Here is a 14,048-nt window from a genome sequence, read left to right as displayed (position 1 = left end):
TTGTTGGAGAACGAGGGTGTATTTCCGACGAATCATCGAGGTGTTACGTTTCGAAACACTTACGCTGGAACCACGAGACGTGTCTGCGTATGTCACAGTGGATTGGCCGAACGTTCACGAGCGATGCAGGATGGGATTTCCTCGAAACGATAGTCGATGTCGGCGACCGAATGGCCGGGAGCGACGGCGAACGACGCGGTGCGGAGGCGGCCCGCGACGCGCTCGAATCGGTCGGCGCGCGAAACGCGCGACTGGACGAGTACGACATTCAGGGCTGGGAGCGCGGAACCAGTGCGATTCACGCCGGAGACACGGCGCAGGATGCCATCGCGCTTCCGCGAAGTCCGTCCGGAGGCGCCGACGGAGAGTTCGTCAACCTCGGCTACGGACTGCCCGCCGATTTCGAGGAGAACGACATCGAGGGGAAAGTCGTGATGGTCGCCTCGAACGTTCCGAGTTACTACGACCGTTTCATCCACCGCCGCGAAAAGTACTACTACGCGGTCGAAGGTGGCGCGGCAGCGTTCGTCTTCCGAAACCACGTCGAAGGCTGTCTACCACCGACCGGAAGCGTCGGCACCGAAGCCGACCCAATCGGCGATATTCCGGCGGTTGGCGTCAGCAAGGAAGTTGGTTCGCGTCTCGCCCGACGGTGGGAGGGAGACGACGTAACCGTCGAAGTCGAGGCGAACATCCACGACGCGACGAGTCAGAACGTCCACGCGGAACTCGGGCCGGACACGGACGAACAGATTCTCGTCAGCAGCCATATCGACGGTCACGATATCGCGGAGGGTGCGATGGACAACGGTGCCGGGAGCGCCATGGTCGTCGAGTTGGCCCGCGCACTCGCAGAGCGCGAGGACGAACTCGAAACCAAAGTCCACTTCGTCGCCTTCGGTTCCGAGGAAGTCGGTCTCGTCGGGTCGGGGCACATGGCCGAGGAAACCGACCACGACAGCATCAAAGCAATCGTGAACAACGACGGTGTCGCCCGCGGGCGAACCCTCTCGTTTTACACCCACGGTTTCGACGAACTAAGAGACGCCGCGAACGAAATCGCGGACGAGTTCGGTCATCCCATCACGACGATTCCACAGCAAGGGCCACACAGCGACCACTGGCCCTTCGTCCAGTGGGGCGTCCCGGGCTATCACGTCATGAGCGAAACTGGCGATGAGGGCAGAGGCTGGGGGCACACGTTTGCCGACACACTGGACAAAGTCGAAGTCCGTGACCTCCGCGAACAGGCGATCCTGCTCACTGAACTCACGGTACACCTCGCGAGCGACGAGTTCGAAGTCAGCAACAAAGACCCCGAAGAAATCGCGGACGCACTGGAGGCCGAAGACCAAGCCGCGGGCATGAAAATCATCGGCGACTGGCCGTACGACGAGTAACGCCGCCCCGAGAACGCACCGCGTCACGGTGGATCCCAACGACCAGCGCGGTATCCTTTTCAAGACAGACCGAGACTGTTCAGGTAATGACCGAAACAGGTGACAACCGCAGGGAGGGACTCCGATGCGGATAGGCGTCGTACCGAGCGAAAACGCGGACTCCGCGCTCGTCGGGCGAATCGAAGACGCGCTGTCCGAAGAAACCACTACGACGGACGAGAGCGCTCAGACCGTCCTCGGTACAAACCCGACAGTCGTCATCGCTGTCGGCGAGTCAGCAGTCACCGACCTCGTCCATGCTGACGTGTCGGTTCCCGTCCTTCCGGTCGATGCTGGAACAGGACTGGGAAGCGTTCACGCGGAGAACGTCGAATCTGCCGTCGAAACCCTGCTTTCTGGCGACTGGACGACGACGGAGCGGCCCCTGCTGTCGGCGTCGGTCGATGGCGACCACGTTGCGAACGCGCTGTTCGATGCAACCCTCGTGACGAGCGAACCCGCGCGAATCTCCGAATATGCGGTGAAAGCGAACGGCGAATCGGTCGCCCAATTTCGGGCCGACGCAGTTGTCACGGCCACGCCCGCCGGAAGCCGAGGCTATGCGCGCGATGCTGGCGGCCCAGTCGTCCAGCCCGGTTCTGGGGTCGTTTCCGTCGTCCCGGTCGCGCCGTTCGCCATCCACGTCGATAACTGGGTGCTTCGTGGGCCGGTCACCCTTTCAGTCGAACGCGACGAGGACGCGGTGGTGCTGCTCGCCGACGACCGCGAGGTGTGCCCCGTCGAACCACACGAACCCGTCGAACTGGCGTTCGACGGGATGCTTTCCGTTCCGGCCGTGTCATCCGAACGGAGTTTCTTCGAGCCGTGAGTTGGCGAGCGAATTGGAAAGAATATAATACGCTGTCCTACTGAGTTTCGAACATGCAAGCGCTATCGTTGCTCGGGCCAATCGATGTGCTCGAACCTGTCATTGAGTTCCTCGTCCTCGGACTCGTATTAGTCAACATGGTGACTCGGCTGCTCGCGTTCCGAAACTACAGGAAGCAAGCGCGAGATGACGACCGCGAGACGATCGACCGCTGGGTTCCGCACGAACTCTCGAACGTCCTCCTCGTCCTCGTGTCGTTCTACTACCTGACGCTCCACCACCACGGCGGGATAGTTCTCTCGATGCTCGTGCTGGGACTGTTCATCACCGACTTCTTCGAAGTCGAAGCGCGCTCCGTCGAAATGCGACGCGGCGTCCCATTGGACAAACCGAAGGCGGCGCTTACCGCATCGTTCGTTGTCTTCCTCTACGCGGCCTACCAGAGCGTCTTCTTCCTCATCGAACCGCTCTGGAACTCCCTCGTCTAAGGCGAGTTTACGCGACCGTTTTCTTTCTGCCTTCTCGTTTCGACTCCGTTCGAGTAATACCAGTGAGCCGAATTTGAAACAGACAAAAATTTCTGCTATTCGTTGCTTTCGTCGCTCTCGTCGTCTTCGACTGTTTCGCCCGCACTTTTGGTTTCGACCGGTTCACTCTGGTTGGCTGGCGTTTGCGCGTTCCCGTTTCGTCGCCAGACGAAGATGCCAGCGACCGGCGCGCCGAGGACGACGAGATACGGGAGCAGATACGCCGTGCCGACGACGATTGCCCGAAGCATGACGAATGCCCCGTCAACCGAATCGAGGAATGCGGCCACCACACCCGTCTCGTGCCACGATTGCTGCTCCGGCGTCTTCGTCTCCGCGTCGGGCCGTGGTTCCTGCATCCGAACCGTAACCGTAGAGTAGGCGACTCGGTCTTCGAGTGACTGCTGTTTCGCTTCCAATCGCTCGATTTCGCCCTGCACGTCCGAGAGTCGCTTCTGCACCGACAACACGGCCTCCGTATCGCTGGCGTTTTTGTAAAGTCCGCGAAGTTGCTCGCGCTGTGACCGAAGGTTCGTCAGTCGCGCTTCGACATCGACCAGTTGGTCGGTCACGTCCTTCGCTCCGGTGTTCGATTTCTCAACCTCGCCAATTCGTTTTGCCTGCTCGAAGAACATCGAAAAGTTCTCCGCCGGAACTCGAAAGACGATTTTTCCGGTCGTCCACGTTCGGTTTCCGTTGCGATGGACGCGCTCGCTCGAATCGCTGACGAAACCGCCCTGCTCACGGGCCAATCGGGTGACGTTTGCGTTCGCCTCCTCGAAGTTCTCGACTTCGAGCGTTAGGTTCCCCGTCCGGATGAGCGCCCGTTGTTGAACCGCGAGCGCGTTTCGCTCCTGTCCCCCAGTCGTCGCGGAATCCGCCGACTGAGTGTTCGCACTGCCTCCGTTTCCGGCATTCGGTGTGCCATTCGAGGCATCGGAATCGTTTCCACCTGTTCCGGCACACCCGGCGAGAGCGACGAGGACGACCAGCGAGAGGGCGAGCAGTTGTTTCCGTGCTATCATACTGGATATTGGTTATTCTACCGACAAACGTATTGGGGAGGGTAAAAGAGGTGTTTCACCCTTCTCTGTCCGTAAAAACGACTCCCTGCCGTATTCTTATCCGGTTCTGTCTCCCCCCGTTTTCGCTACAGCCACTCCATCTTCCGAAAGTAGACCAGCAAAATCAGGGTCACCGACAGCATACCGACCATCACGGCGGGGTAGCCATACGTCCACCCGAACTCGGGGATGTTGTACGGACTGTTCCTGAAGTTCATGCCGTACAGTCCGACGACGAAGGTGAGGGGTAGGACGATGGTGGCAACCACGGTGAGCTTTTTCATCACCTCGTTGGTCGAGACGGAGAGCGAGTTGAGATAGATGTCGCGCGCGCCGCTAGCCAACTCCCGATACGTCTCGGTCAAATCCACGAGTTGAAACAGATGGTCGTACACGTCGCGGAAGTATTTCTCCGTCTCCGGTCGCACCTCCTCCGGGTCGCCGCGGGCGAGAGTGGCCACTGCTTCGCGGGTGGGCCAGACGAGTTTTCGAAAGGAGAGCAATTCCCGCCGAAGATTGTTTATCGACTCCAATGTCTCGATACTCGTATCCGTGATGACGGCGTCCTCCACGGTTTCGATTTGTGCTTCGATTTGGTCGAGAACGTCGAAAAAGCCGTCTACTAAACCGTCACAGATTCGATAGACGATAAAATCCGGGCCGCGGAGGATTCGCTGGTCGCCGTCGAGTGCGGCCTGCCAGATGCGCCCAACTGCGTCGATATCGTGTTCCGAGAGACTCACGAGCCAATCTTCGCCGATGAACAGACCGACTGATTCGATGTCGATTTCTTCTCGAAACGTCGTGTCTTCGGGGACGAGTGTCGCAGTTTTGAGCAGAACGAACGTGTAGTCGTCGAACATCTCGGCTTTCGGTCGCACGTCGTTTCGAATATCCTCGACGGAAAGGTGATGGATGTCGAATACGTCTGCGACGTGTTCGAGTTCGGCGGCGGTGGCATCGCTCGCTCGCACCCACACCGCGCCCGGTTTGTCGCGGGCGGTTCGAATATCGTCGAACGTTTCGACGGTGCTGTCTGCAAACGCGAGTGCTGAAACGGTCACTCCGGCTCACCCGGTTGTGTCGCGTTGCCGATGGCGAGAAACGTGATACCGACCATGACGCCGGTAATCGAAAACGCCCGCCCCGGATACGGCGCAACTAATCCGACCAGATAGCCCGCCAGCCCGAGAACCGTGAATGCGATTCCGGCGACGAGAGAACGATTCATAGCCGTCGTAGCGACAGCAAGAGGAAAAAGTGTTGCCCGGCGAAGTCGGCTACTCTCCTTCGTGTTCGACGCCTTCGATGAGTCGGGAGACGTTCTCGGATTCGTCCAACTGCTTCGGATGGACGGCCATTGCGACGACAATGTCGTCACCGTGTTCGACTTTGGTGACGTGGATGTTCACCTCGACGCTCGCGCCGTTCGACTGCGCTGTCCCGGTGAACGTCGAAACTTCCGTTTCGGAACCGAGCATGGTCACGTTCCTCGTATCGGTTTCCTGAATATTCTTGACGTTGCCGTAGCCCGAAACGAACTTCTGAACCAACTGTCTGTTGTTGTAGCGAGCCAGTGGATTGACCGACTCGCCCGCAAGTTCGAATCGTGGACTGCTAAGCACGGTGAACGTCGCGACCGTCCCCTCCGCAACGCCGGAAATCCCGACGGATTTCTCGTACTGGGTAACCCAATGTGTCACTTCAACGTCGCGGCTTTCTCCGGCGACTTCGAACGACCGCTCCGTGTTCAGTTGTTTTTCGTTCGCTTTGTCGTAACTCGCCTCCGAAAGCGCGTTGTCGCCGACAGTTGCCTTGTTGGCGCTATACGATAGCGTATCCCCGAGAATAAATCCGAGACAGCCGCTCGTCAATACGAGAACTGCCACGAGCGCGCCAGCCAGTAATTTACGTGCCATATCGAAAACAGGTACACAACCAGTTGGTATAAATCCGACGACTGTCGGAACTGTTAGGGAAGCGTAAACGACGCTCCCGAATCGGTGTCCTGCACCTCGACGCCGAGTTCCTGTAGTTCGTCTCGTAGGGCGTCAGCACGCTCGTAGTTGCCCGCTTCGCGTTCTTGTTCGCGCAGATCGAGGACGAGTTCCACGATGTCCTCGGCGAGTCGCACGTCGCCGCCGGTTTCTCCTCCGAACGCGAACCCGAGAACCTCGCCGCCCAGTTCCTCGAACGTTTCGACGGCCTGCTTGAGGCCGTCGTAGTCGTACTCGTCGTGTTCATCGACGTGACGGTTTACTGCGGTGACGAGGTCGAGTAGGGCCGCCAGTGCTCTGCGCGTGTTGAAGTCGTCGTTCATCGCGGATTCGAACTCGGTGCGGGTCGTTTCGACTTCCTCACGGAGTTCGTCGTCTTCGACTTTCGTCCGGGCATTCGGACTGTCGAGCGCCTCCACCGCGCGGCCGTAGCCCCCGGAAAGTCGTTCCCAGCGGTCAACTGCCTCGCTCACGGTTTCGTCGTTGATCGTCTGGCGATTCGAGTAGGAAGTAGACAGCAGGAACATCCGCACCGCGTTCGGACCGATTTCTGCCATCGCGCCGCGAACCGTGGAGTAGTTCCCGAGGCTCGAACTCATCTTCTCGCCGTCTGTTTCCAGCAGTCGGACGTGAAGCCAGTAGCGGGCGAACTGGTGGCCGGTCGCGGCCTCGCTCTGGGCTACCTCGTTTTCGTGGTGCGGGAAGACGAGGTCTTGGCCGCCGACGTGGATGTCGATGGTTTCCCCGAGATGTTTCATGCTCATGGCGGAACATTCGATGTGCCAGCCGGGTCGCCCCTCGCCCCACGGCGAGTCCCACGTCTGGCCGGAGGGATGGGAAACCGAATACTCCGTATCCGATTTTCGGTGTTCCTTGATGGAGCCTTCGCTTACCCCGTCCGCCTTCCAGAGCGCGAAGTCGGCGTGATTTCGTTTCTCGCCCTGTTCGTCGGAATCGTCGCCCTGTGCTTCCATCTCCTCGACTTTCTGGTTCGAGAGTTTGCCGTACTCCTCGAACGTGGTCACGTCGAAGTAGACCGACCCGTTTGATTCGTAGGCGTAACCCTTCTCGACCAGCGTCTCGATGAGGTCTACGATTTCCGGAACGTGTTCGCTGACACGGGGGTACACGTCCGCGCGCTTCAGATTCAGGTCGCGCATGTCGCGGATGACTTCCGTCATGAAGGTCTGTGCGACTTCGGCCTCCTCGTCGCCGAGGTCGTCTTCGCCCGCTCGCGCCGTGATTTTCTCGTTTACGTCGGTGAAGTTCTCGACGTGGCGCACGTCGTAACCGAGGTGTTCCAACCAACGGTGCATCACGTCGGTGTGTATCCATCCGCGCGCGTGGCCGAGGTGCGCGTAGTCGGAGACGGTCAGTCCGCAGTAGTAGAGGAGAACCGAATCGGGGTCGCCCGGTTCGAACGGTTCTCGCTCACCCGAGAGCGTGTTGCTTACGGAGAGTGTCATGGGGAATCGTAGAATGAGCAACCGTTTTAAATCGTCGGAAGCGTCATCGTCCGCCGAGTTCCGGCACCGAATCCAGTGCGTTTTCGACGGCGCGAACCGCGTTCGCGCCGTCTCTGCGGGAGACGACCACGATGAGCGATTCGTCGCCAATGGCGGCGGCGGCGACCGAAATATCGTCGATTGCGAGTCGGGAAAGGACGTGTGCCAGTGCGGTCGCATCGACGTTCCCAGTCGCAAGCACGGCGGTCATCGAACCTGTATCTGGCGCAAATCCGGTGTCGCCGACTGTGAGAATCGGAGAAGAGTCCGATTCTTCCGACCCCTCCTGTTCTCCCAACCCGCTCTGCATGGTGACGCGAACGTCTCGCGAATCGTCGCAGAACGCGGAAACGTCGTCCGAAAATCGGTTCAGTGCGGTGGCAATCGCGTCCGTGTCGTCGCCGATTTCGTCCGACAGAAACCGGGCTGCCGCGGTGTAGTTCAGCACGCCAGCGCGGAGCGCCGAGTAGAGAAACGGATGGCGACGAACCGCTTCCCGAGTGGTTTCAGCGAGTGACATTATCAGCGCGGACGCAGGGAACGCGCAAAAGGGGTACGATTATCGAGTCGAAAAACCGATTCCGAGGGCTACTGAAGCAAGAAATAGGCCGCCACTCCCAGACCGACCAACACGACGAGCGCACCGAACAGCGCGACACCGCCGTCCACGACCAGTCCCGCACCGAACGCCAACACCAGTGCGAACAGACCGAGCAGAACGAGCGGGAGGTTTTTCATCAGGGCAGAACTCGACGGTTTGGGTTCCGGCGAACGCGTTCGCTGGGGCTTCGAGAGCGACTCGTCCACCGGAATCGAATCCTTCTGTTCGTCGCGTTCGTGAATCTCCACGTCTACGTAAGCGGTTTCTGCACCGTATCCCGTGACGATTTTCAGTTTGCCGCTGGCGGGTGCATCCCGAACCGTGACGGTGACGTGGCGGGTGTCGTCCGCTTTGACGTAGTGGTTCGTCGCGCTAAGCGAGGCCACTTCCGAGAGGTTGTCGTCCAGATGAAGATGGGCGTGAATCGGCGCACCGTGATTTTTCAGTGCGATGGTGAACGAGTCGTCGGCCTCGAACGACTGCGCTACGTCGATGTGGTGCAGGCCATCGCGGTTGACGTGAATTGGTAGCGTCTCCGACACTATTCTTACCTCATATTGTCAGTACAAAAATGTTCAGGCTTCTCGCATATCCGGCGGGAGAAGGTTCGGAATCCCGTCCTCGATGGGGTAGCGCTCGCCACACTGCGTGCAGGTGAGGGTTCCAAAGATGACTTCCTCCCCTTCTTCCTGTCGGGCGTCGAGTTCGAGTTCCTGTTTATCCAGCGGACAGCAGATGATGTCCATCAGGGATTTCTTCATATCCGGGTGGACGAAGGGACGGGGCAAAAACGTGACGGGTTCGATGGGTCAGCATTTCCGCTTTCGAAACGTTGCTTTCCCCCTGCGCGAAACGCACGCCATGAACTATATCGGCTGGGCAATCGTCGCCCTCATCGGCTACACAGCACTGCCACCCCTCGTCAGCATCGCAACGCAAGATATTCCGGATACGGTCGCGGCGCTGGTGGCGAACGGTATCCTCGTCGTCGCGGCCCTTGCAGTGACGTTGTACGAGGGCGAACAAATCGTGCCGTATCTCGTGAGCGACAAAGCGCCGTACATGTACCTCGCCGGCGTCTTTCTGGCTATCGGCATCCTCGCGTACTACCGCGCACTGGCGTCTGGGCCGGTCAGCGTCGTCGTGCCGATTTTTGGCCTGTTCATCGCCACGAGTTCGGTGCTCGGCATCGCGCTTCTGGACGAACCGCTCACGGCGCGAAAAGTCGCGGGAATCGGGTTCGCACTGGCCGCCATCTATCTCACGGCGGTCGAATAGGAGAAACCGATTCAAAAAGAAATGAAATCCGCTTATTCTAGCGGGTTCGTCAGCACGATTGTTTCCTCTCGGCCCGGGCCGACGCCGACGGCGTAGACGGGCGCGTCGAGTTCCTCGCTGATGTAATCGAGGTAAGCGCGTGCGTTCTCCGGAATAGCTTCGTAGCCTTCTTCTACGACTGCCGACCAATCGACTTCCGGCCAGCCGTCGAAGCTTTTGAGATTCGGTTCACAGCGACCCCAGCGTTCCGTCGTCGCTGGCATGGTGAAGATTTCTTCGCCGTCCACCTCGTAGCTGTGGCCGACGTTCAGTTCGTCGATGCCACCCAGCACGTCGAGGTGGTTGACGGCGAGGCCGGTGAAACCGTTTGTGCGGGCGGCGTGGCGGAGCATCGGCATGTCGAGCCATCCGACTCGGCGTGGGCGACCGGTGACGGTTCCGTACTCCCCGCCTTCTTCGCGGATGTACTCGGCGAGTTCCTCGTTTTCGCCTGCTCCCTGTTCGTCGTAGCCGGGTGTGTCGCCGACGACGCCACCCAGTTCGGTCGGAAGTGGCCCTCGTCCCACGCGCGTGAGGTAGGCTTTCACGATGCCCACGATTTCGCCGTTTCCGACGACGCCGGGACTGAGGCCTGTTCCCGTGGCGGCCCCGCCCGCAGTCGGATTCGAGGAGGTGACGTAGGGGTAGTTGCCGTGGTCGATGTCGATGATGGTTCCCTGCGCACCTTCGAATATCGCTTCGTCGCCGTCGTCGAGGTGCGAAGAGAGAAACTCCCCGGCGTTGACGGTCATGTTCCCCTCTTTCAGGCGCTGGCCGTAGCGTTCGTACTCTTCGTGAAGCGCGTCGATGTCGAATGCGTCGCCGGTTTCGACCCCGAAGACATTCTCGACGAGTGCGCGCTTTTGTGGGACGACGTATTCGAGTTTCTCGCGGAGGCGGTCGGAATCGAGCAGGTCGCCGATTCGGATGCCGCGTCGGGCGGCCTTGTCCTCATAGGTCGGGCCGATGCCCCGGCCCGTCGTCCCGACCTTGCGGTCGGAGTCGCTTTTCGCGTCCTCCTCGATACCGTCCAGAACACGGTGGTACGGAAGGATGACGTGTGCGCGTCGTGCGACTCGAACGTCAGGGTCGAGTCCCCGTTTACGAAGGGCGTCTATCTCGCTGAAGAGCGTCTCAGGATTGACAACACAGCCGTTTCCGAGGACGCCGATTTTGCCCCGGATAACCCCGCTCGGAACGAGTGAGAGTTTGTATTCGGTGCCGTCCTCGACGACGGTGTGGCCTGCGTTGTCGCCGCCCTGATAGCGAGCGACAACGTCGGCGGCGTCGCCGAAGAGGTCGACGGCGCGGCCTTTGCCCTCGTCGCCGAGTTGCGAACCGACGATGGTTACGGTCATTCCGGAGATTGCTTCTCGCGCACATCCTAAACCGATTACGGTCTTCGGAGAGAAATGATACACGTTTGTGCATAAAACACGATTCCTTCCACCCCGTTTCCTGCAGTTTCGGCGATACTGTCATCGGAAAGCCGGAAGTGTTAACTCGTCTCATTAAAAATCCCTTATCTGAACTTCTGCTTGCGATGCGGACAACAACCTTTAAAAGGTAAGAAGACAAGTTAACACATGCCATGATAGATCGACTGGAGAAGGAAGTCGATATGCTGGAACGCCACTTGCAGGTCCTGAAGATGGTTATCGAAAACGAGCCCATCGGCATCGTAAAGATGTCGAACGAGACGGGCTATCCTCATCACAAGGTTCGATACTCTCTCCGTGTCCTCGAAGAAGAAAATCTCATCTCGCCCTCGAATCAGGGCGCAATCACGACCGACCGAACTGAGGAGTTCGTTGCCGAACTTGACGAGAAATTGACGGAAATCACCGACAAACTCGACACGATGAAAATCGGCGAAAAACCCGAAGCTTAGAGTTCTGGAACAGTTAGGTGGAACTCGCCGTTACGCGATTCAACCAGACACAGATGGTATCCCCGCTTTCGGGATAGCTTGACGAAACTTTCTCGTTTTTCTCGCGTCAGCAGTCCGCCACTGGTTGCGTCCTCCGTCGTCTCCAGCGCTGCCGGCTCGAAGAAGCTCTTCGTGACTTGGAAGGCCGCGCTGAGTTCATTGCTCGCGCTGGCAACATCGCTCGATGCGTCCACGAGCGACCCGAGCATCTCGCCGGTTGCTGGGTCGCGTGAGTCGTTGATGTTCGCCACGACAAGCGGATTGCCCATCCGGTCGCGGAGGATAACGTCGAACGACAGTTCGCGTTCCTCGCCCTCCTCGGTTTCTGCAGTGAGGGTTCCCTGCAGTTCCGCGCGGTCGATTTCCTGAATCGCCTCGAAGAGGTCTTTGAGTCCGCGTTGGTGACCTGTTTCGAGAATTTCGTACAGGAGGTCAACGACCAGCCACGAAACGAACTGGTACTCCATCGACTTGTGGAGGAACGTTTCGAACTCCTTGCCATCGACTGCAACCCCATCAACGTCGAACTGTGTGTGATGTTCGAGTTTCAGGTTGGATTCTATCGTCTCCCGACTGGCCTCGCCCGCCGCCGCGTCGGCCAGCGTCCCCTTGCCTTTCGAACCGTAGCGAACGAACAAGTTCGTCTCGGTAAACGCCTGTTCTGGCGTAATCTGTCGCTCCGCGGTCGCGCCGGGACTGTTCTGTCGAACCGTTTCGAGTTCGGTTCGCAGTTGGTCGAGTTCGTTCTGCAATCGGTCGCGCTCCTGTTTCAGTTCGTCGCGCTCAACTTCGACGGAGTTGAGTTCGGTCTGAAGCGCCTCGATTTTTTCCGCGCGCGCGGCCAGTTCGGCTTCCAACTCCTTCGTCCGGTTGGAAGCGGACGCGGGGGCGCCGCGAGAGTTCCGATTTTGGCCCTGTTGCTGTGGCGACTGTCGCGTGGTTCGTCGCTGTTTGACGCCCGTGTCGCGGGATTTCGAGGAACTACTCTTTTCGGGGTCGAGCGACGGAATCGTCGTCGTCTCCCGCCACTGTTGTTCGTCGGAGAACGAGGCGGGCGTCTTCGTTTCGCCCGCGGAATCGGACGACTGCGATGACTGGGTCGGTTGTGACGACTGGGACTGTTTCTGTTCCCGTTTTGCTTCCGGAGTCGCGCGCCGGGGGGAGTCCTGTTTTTGCGTCGGTTCCGTCTCCGGCGTTGGTTCCGATTCGGACGCCGTCGTCTGCGGCGGCGTCTGCGGGGTGGACGCTTGCGATGGTTGCGACGACGGGGCAGGCTGTCCGTCGTTCGGAGGGGATGCCGCCGAATCGTCGTCGGCTTCCGGCGGTGAGTCGGCTACTGGCACCGAGTTGGATTCCGATTTCGACCCCGATTCGGCGTCTGATTCCGACGGTTGGCTCTCGGTCGGAGTCGGTGTCGGTTCCGGTTCGGGTTCCGGCGGCGTTTCCGGTTCCGGAATGTCGATGATGTCCACGTCCGCGGCGACGACCTCGTAAATGCCGACCTCGTCGTTCGCACGCTGGAACGCTTCGTCCCCCGTCAACAGCTTTTCGCTCTCGCCGACGTAGGCAACGTTCATCGACCGACCACCGTGATAGACGACGTAGTAGTCGCCGCTCAGGACGTTTTCACTGAGTTCGACGTACCCCGTGAACTTGTTCGAAGAGAGTGTACTGCTCGCCTCTTTGAGCGGCGTATCGTTGGTGTAGTATTTTGCCTGCGTCTTTCCGCCGCGCTCCTGCATGCTGAACAACAGCGGAAGCGAGGGGTGTGGGGCTTCGTATGCCTCTCCGTTTGCGTCCTCGAAGCTTTCGATATTCCCGTCGAAAATGCCGACGACGCGGCCGTTCAACATGAACAGCCATGCGCCGCCTGCTTTGACGGCACCGGAAAAGTCGGCATCCGAAAAGTCTCTGAGTGCCTCGAAGCCTCCGGAGAAGGGGCGTGAATCCCACTCGGTTATCTGTTCGACCGTGCGCGCATCCATATTACGTCAAAACGGAATCCCCCTCAAATACTTTCGGGTTGCCGGAACACGTCCGTCAGACATATTTCAACGAAAATACCTGTAGGTCACTCACCACCTCGAATCCACGTTCGACCACGGTTCTGTACTCCGGCGTAGACGAATCCGCGACCGGATTGGTGTGATTCAGATGAGTGAAATATAGGTCAGTTTCACAGCCCTCGAACCGCTCCATCGTCTCCGGAATTGTCGGATGCGGAACGTTTCTTCCGCCGACTTCGGCCATCGAGTAGAACGTGCCATCGACCAGCGCAATGTCGCTCTTTCTGACCGCTCGCTCCGCCTTCTGCGTCCAGTAGTCGATGTCCGGAATGTAGGTAAGAGACGAATCGTTTTCCTCGAATCGGAACCCGACCGTATCGGCATCCTCGTTCCTGTGCGGGACGGAAATCGGGTGACAGGTCAGTCCGCCGAGTTCGAATGGTTCGTCGGGCACGAATGGACACAGTTCGACGTTCTCGCGCGCGACGAGATGGTGATAGGCCTTGTTACCGTCGCGGAGCCACGTCGCCATCCTTTCCGAGCAGTGGAGCGGTTTGCGCTCCGCGTCGTACCCCTCGCGCCCGAAGTAGAACAGACCACCGTAGTGGCCGACGTGGGCGTGCGTGAGGAGGATACAATCGACCGTCGTCAGCCCAATCGTTTGCTTTACGTCGGGCGGCGCATCGACCAGAATCGTCTTTTCGTTCGATTCAACCGCGATGGCCGGGCCGTGACGGACGATACCTGCTGAACACTGATTGCACTCGCAGTCCAGTCGAGGGATGCCTTCGTCTTGCGCCGTCCCGAGAACACGGATTCGCACGTCGTCTGAA

16 protein-coding genes are annotated in these 14,048 nt (G+C 59.3%); 5 read left to right on the top strand and 11 right to left on the bottom strand.

Going from position 1 to position 14,048, the window contains the following annotated elements:
• The first annotated feature begins 89 nt into the window (after positions 1–89).
• The 3 genes from BW974_RS04950 to BW974_RS04940 all read left to right on the top strand — a co-directional run bounded on the left by BW974_RS04950 (position 90) and on the right by BW974_RS04940 (position 2,756).
• Positions 90–1,400 (top strand): M20/M25/M40 family metallo-hydrolase, encoded by a 1,311-nt coding sequence (locus tag BW974_RS04950; RefSeq protein ID WP_076428545.1) that lies wholly within the window; start codon positions 90–92, stop codon positions 1,398–1,400.
• 124 nt (positions 1,401–1,524) lie between these two features.
• The gene (locus BW974_RS04945; protein WP_076428542.1) at positions 1,525–2,268 is read left to right on the top strand and encodes an NAD(+)/NADH kinase; all 744 of its coding nucleotides are present in this window, start codon (positions 1,525–1,527) and stop codon (positions 2,266–2,268) included.
• 53 nt (positions 2,269–2,321) lie between these two features.
• Positions 2,322–2,756 carry a DUF7313 family protein gene (locus BW974_RS04940; RefSeq protein ID WP_076428539.1) on the top strand — a complete coding sequence of 145 codons (435 nt, stop codon included), beginning with the start codon at positions 2,322–2,324 and terminating at the stop codon, positions 2,754–2,756.
• Between the two features lie 95 nt (positions 2,757–2,851).
• On the opposite strand, the gene BW974_RS04935 is transcribed toward BW974_RS04940, so the two are convergent.
• The 8 genes from BW974_RS04935 to BW974_RS04905 form a co-directional block, all read right to left on the bottom strand.
• Positions 2,852–3,820, bottom strand: coding sequence for a DUF4349 domain-containing protein (locus tag BW974_RS04935; RefSeq protein WP_076428537.1), 969 nt, complete (start codon positions 3,818–3,820; stop codon positions 2,852–2,854).
• A gap of 125 nt (positions 3,821–3,945) precedes the next feature.
• Positions 3,946–4,923: a magnesium/cobalt transporter CorA gene (gene corA / locus BW974_RS04930; protein WP_076428535.1), complete on the bottom strand. Its 978-nt coding sequence runs from the start codon at positions 4,921–4,923 to the stop codon at positions 3,946–3,948.
• On the bottom strand, positions 4,920–5,090 hold the full coding sequence (locus tag BW974_RS25405) for a hypothetical protein (RefSeq protein WP_175609626.1): 171 nt from the start codon (positions 5,088–5,090) through the stop codon (positions 4,920–4,922). The genes corA and BW974_RS25405 overlap by 4 nt, the downstream gene beginning before the upstream one ends.
• A gap of 49 nt (positions 5,091–5,139) precedes the next feature.
• Positions 5,140–5,778: a DUF6517 family protein gene (locus BW974_RS04925; RefSeq protein WP_076428533.1), complete on the bottom strand. Its 639-nt coding sequence runs from the start codon at positions 5,776–5,778 to the stop codon at positions 5,140–5,142.
• Between the two features lie 53 nt (positions 5,779–5,831).
• Positions 5,832–7,322 (bottom strand): cysteine--tRNA ligase, encoded by a 1,491-nt coding sequence (gene cysS, locus BW974_RS04920; RefSeq protein ID WP_076428531.1) that lies wholly within the window; start codon positions 7,320–7,322, stop codon positions 5,832–5,834.
• Between the two features lie 43 nt (positions 7,323–7,365).
• Complete coding sequence (locus BW974_RS04915) at positions 7,366–7,881, bottom strand: DUF7523 family protein (protein ID WP_076428528.1); 516 nt, start codon at positions 7,879–7,881, stop codon at positions 7,366–7,368.
• 68 nt (positions 7,882–7,949) lie between these two features.
• On the bottom strand, positions 7,950–8,504 hold the full coding sequence (locus BW974_RS04910; protein ID WP_076428525.1) for a DUF7524 family protein: 555 nt from the start codon (positions 8,502–8,504) through the stop codon (positions 7,950–7,952).
• A 33-nt stretch (positions 8,505–8,537) separates the two neighbouring features.
• Positions 8,538–8,723, bottom strand: a complete 186-nt coding sequence (locus tag BW974_RS04905) for a methytransferase partner Trm112 (protein ID WP_076428523.1) — start codon at positions 8,721–8,723, stop codon at positions 8,538–8,540.
• A gap of 100 nt (positions 8,724–8,823) precedes the next feature.
• Here BW974_RS04905 and BW974_RS04900 point away from each other — a divergent pair, with 100 nt between their 5' ends.
• Positions 8,824–9,240 (top strand): EamA family transporter, encoded by a 417-nt coding sequence (locus tag BW974_RS04900; protein WP_076430240.1) that lies wholly within the window; start codon positions 8,824–8,826, stop codon positions 9,238–9,240.
• Positions 9,241–9,272: 32 nt separating this feature from the next.
• Here the strand turns inward: BW974_RS04900 and BW974_RS04895 are convergent, their stop codons facing one another.
• Positions 9,273–10,637, bottom strand: a complete 1,365-nt coding sequence (locus BW974_RS04895) for an adenylosuccinate synthase (protein WP_076428521.1) — start codon at positions 10,635–10,637, stop codon at positions 9,273–9,275.
• 233 nt (positions 10,638–10,870) lie between these two features.
• Here BW974_RS04895 and BW974_RS04890 point away from each other — a divergent pair, with 233 nt between their 5' ends.
• Positions 10,871–11,170: a hypothetical protein gene (locus BW974_RS04890; RefSeq protein WP_049970978.1), complete on the top strand. Its 300-nt coding sequence runs from the start codon at positions 10,871–10,873 to the stop codon at positions 11,168–11,170.
• On the opposite strand, the gene BW974_RS04885 is transcribed toward BW974_RS04890, so the two are convergent.
• Positions 11,167–13,194, bottom strand: coding sequence for a DUF7527 domain-containing protein (locus tag BW974_RS04885; protein ID WP_076428518.1), 2,028 nt, complete (start codon positions 13,192–13,194; stop codon positions 11,167–11,169). The two genes, BW974_RS04890 and BW974_RS04885, sit on opposite strands and share 4 nt — an antisense overlap.
• 55 nt (positions 13,195–13,249) lie before the next feature.
• Complete coding sequence (locus BW974_RS04880) at positions 13,250–14,038, bottom strand: MBL fold metallo-hydrolase (RefSeq protein WP_076428515.1); 789 nt, start codon at positions 14,036–14,038, stop codon at positions 13,250–13,252.
• Between the last annotated feature and the right edge of the window lie 10 nt (positions 14,039–14,048).

It is taken from the genome of Haladaptatus litoreus (assembly GCF_900156425.1).
Lineage (GTDB): Archaea > Halobacteriota > Halobacteria > Halobacteriales > Haladaptataceae > Haladaptatus > Haladaptatus litoreus.
This window is presented reverse-complemented; position numbering and strand designations above follow the sequence as displayed.

Coding starts and splice junctions, on each gene's coding strand:
- BW974_RS04950 (WP_076428545.1), top strand. CDS start 90: ATGTCACAGTGGATTGGCCGAACGTTCACGAGCGATGCAGGATGGGAT.
- BW974_RS04945 (WP_076428542.1), top strand. CDS start 1,525: ATGCGGATAGGCGTCGTACCGAGCGAAAACGCGGACTCCGCGCTCGTC.
- BW974_RS04940 (WP_076428539.1), top strand. CDS start 2,322: ATGCAAGCGCTATCGTTGCTCGGGCCAATCGATGTGCTCGAACCTGTC.
- BW974_RS04935 (WP_076428537.1), bottom strand. CDS start 3,820: ATGATAGCACGGAAACAACTGCTCGCCCTCTCGCTGGTCGTCCTCGTC.
- BW974_RS25405 (WP_175609626.1), bottom strand. CDS start 5,090: ATGAATCGTTCTCTCGTCGCCGGAATCGCATTCACGGTTCTCGGGCTG.
- BW974_RS04925 (WP_076428533.1), bottom strand. CDS start 5,778: ATGGCACGTAAATTACTGGCTGGCGCGCTCGTGGCAGTTCTCGTATTG.
- cysS (WP_076428531.1), bottom strand. CDS start 7,322: ATGACACTCTCCGTAAGCAACACGCTCTCGGGTGAGCGAGAACCGTTC.
- BW974_RS04915 (WP_076428528.1), bottom strand. CDS start 7,881: ATGTCACTCGCTGAAACCACTCGGGAAGCGGTTCGTCGCCATCCGTTT.
- BW974_RS04905 (WP_076428523.1), bottom strand. CDS start 8,723: ATGAAGAAATCCCTGATGGACATCATCTGCTGTCCGCTGGATAAACAG.
- BW974_RS04900 (WP_076430240.1), top strand. CDS start 8,824: ATGAACTATATCGGCTGGGCAATCGTCGCCCTCATCGGCTACACAGCA.
- BW974_RS04895 (WP_076428521.1), bottom strand. CDS start 10,637: ATGACCGTAACCATCGTCGGTTCGCAACTCGGCGACGAGGGCAAAGGC.
- BW974_RS04890 (WP_049970978.1), top strand. CDS start 10,871: ATGATAGATCGACTGGAGAAGGAAGTCGATATGCTGGAACGCCACTTG.
- BW974_RS04885 (WP_076428518.1), bottom strand. CDS start 13,194: ATGGATGCGCGCACGGTCGAACAGATAACCGAGTGGGATTCACGCCCC.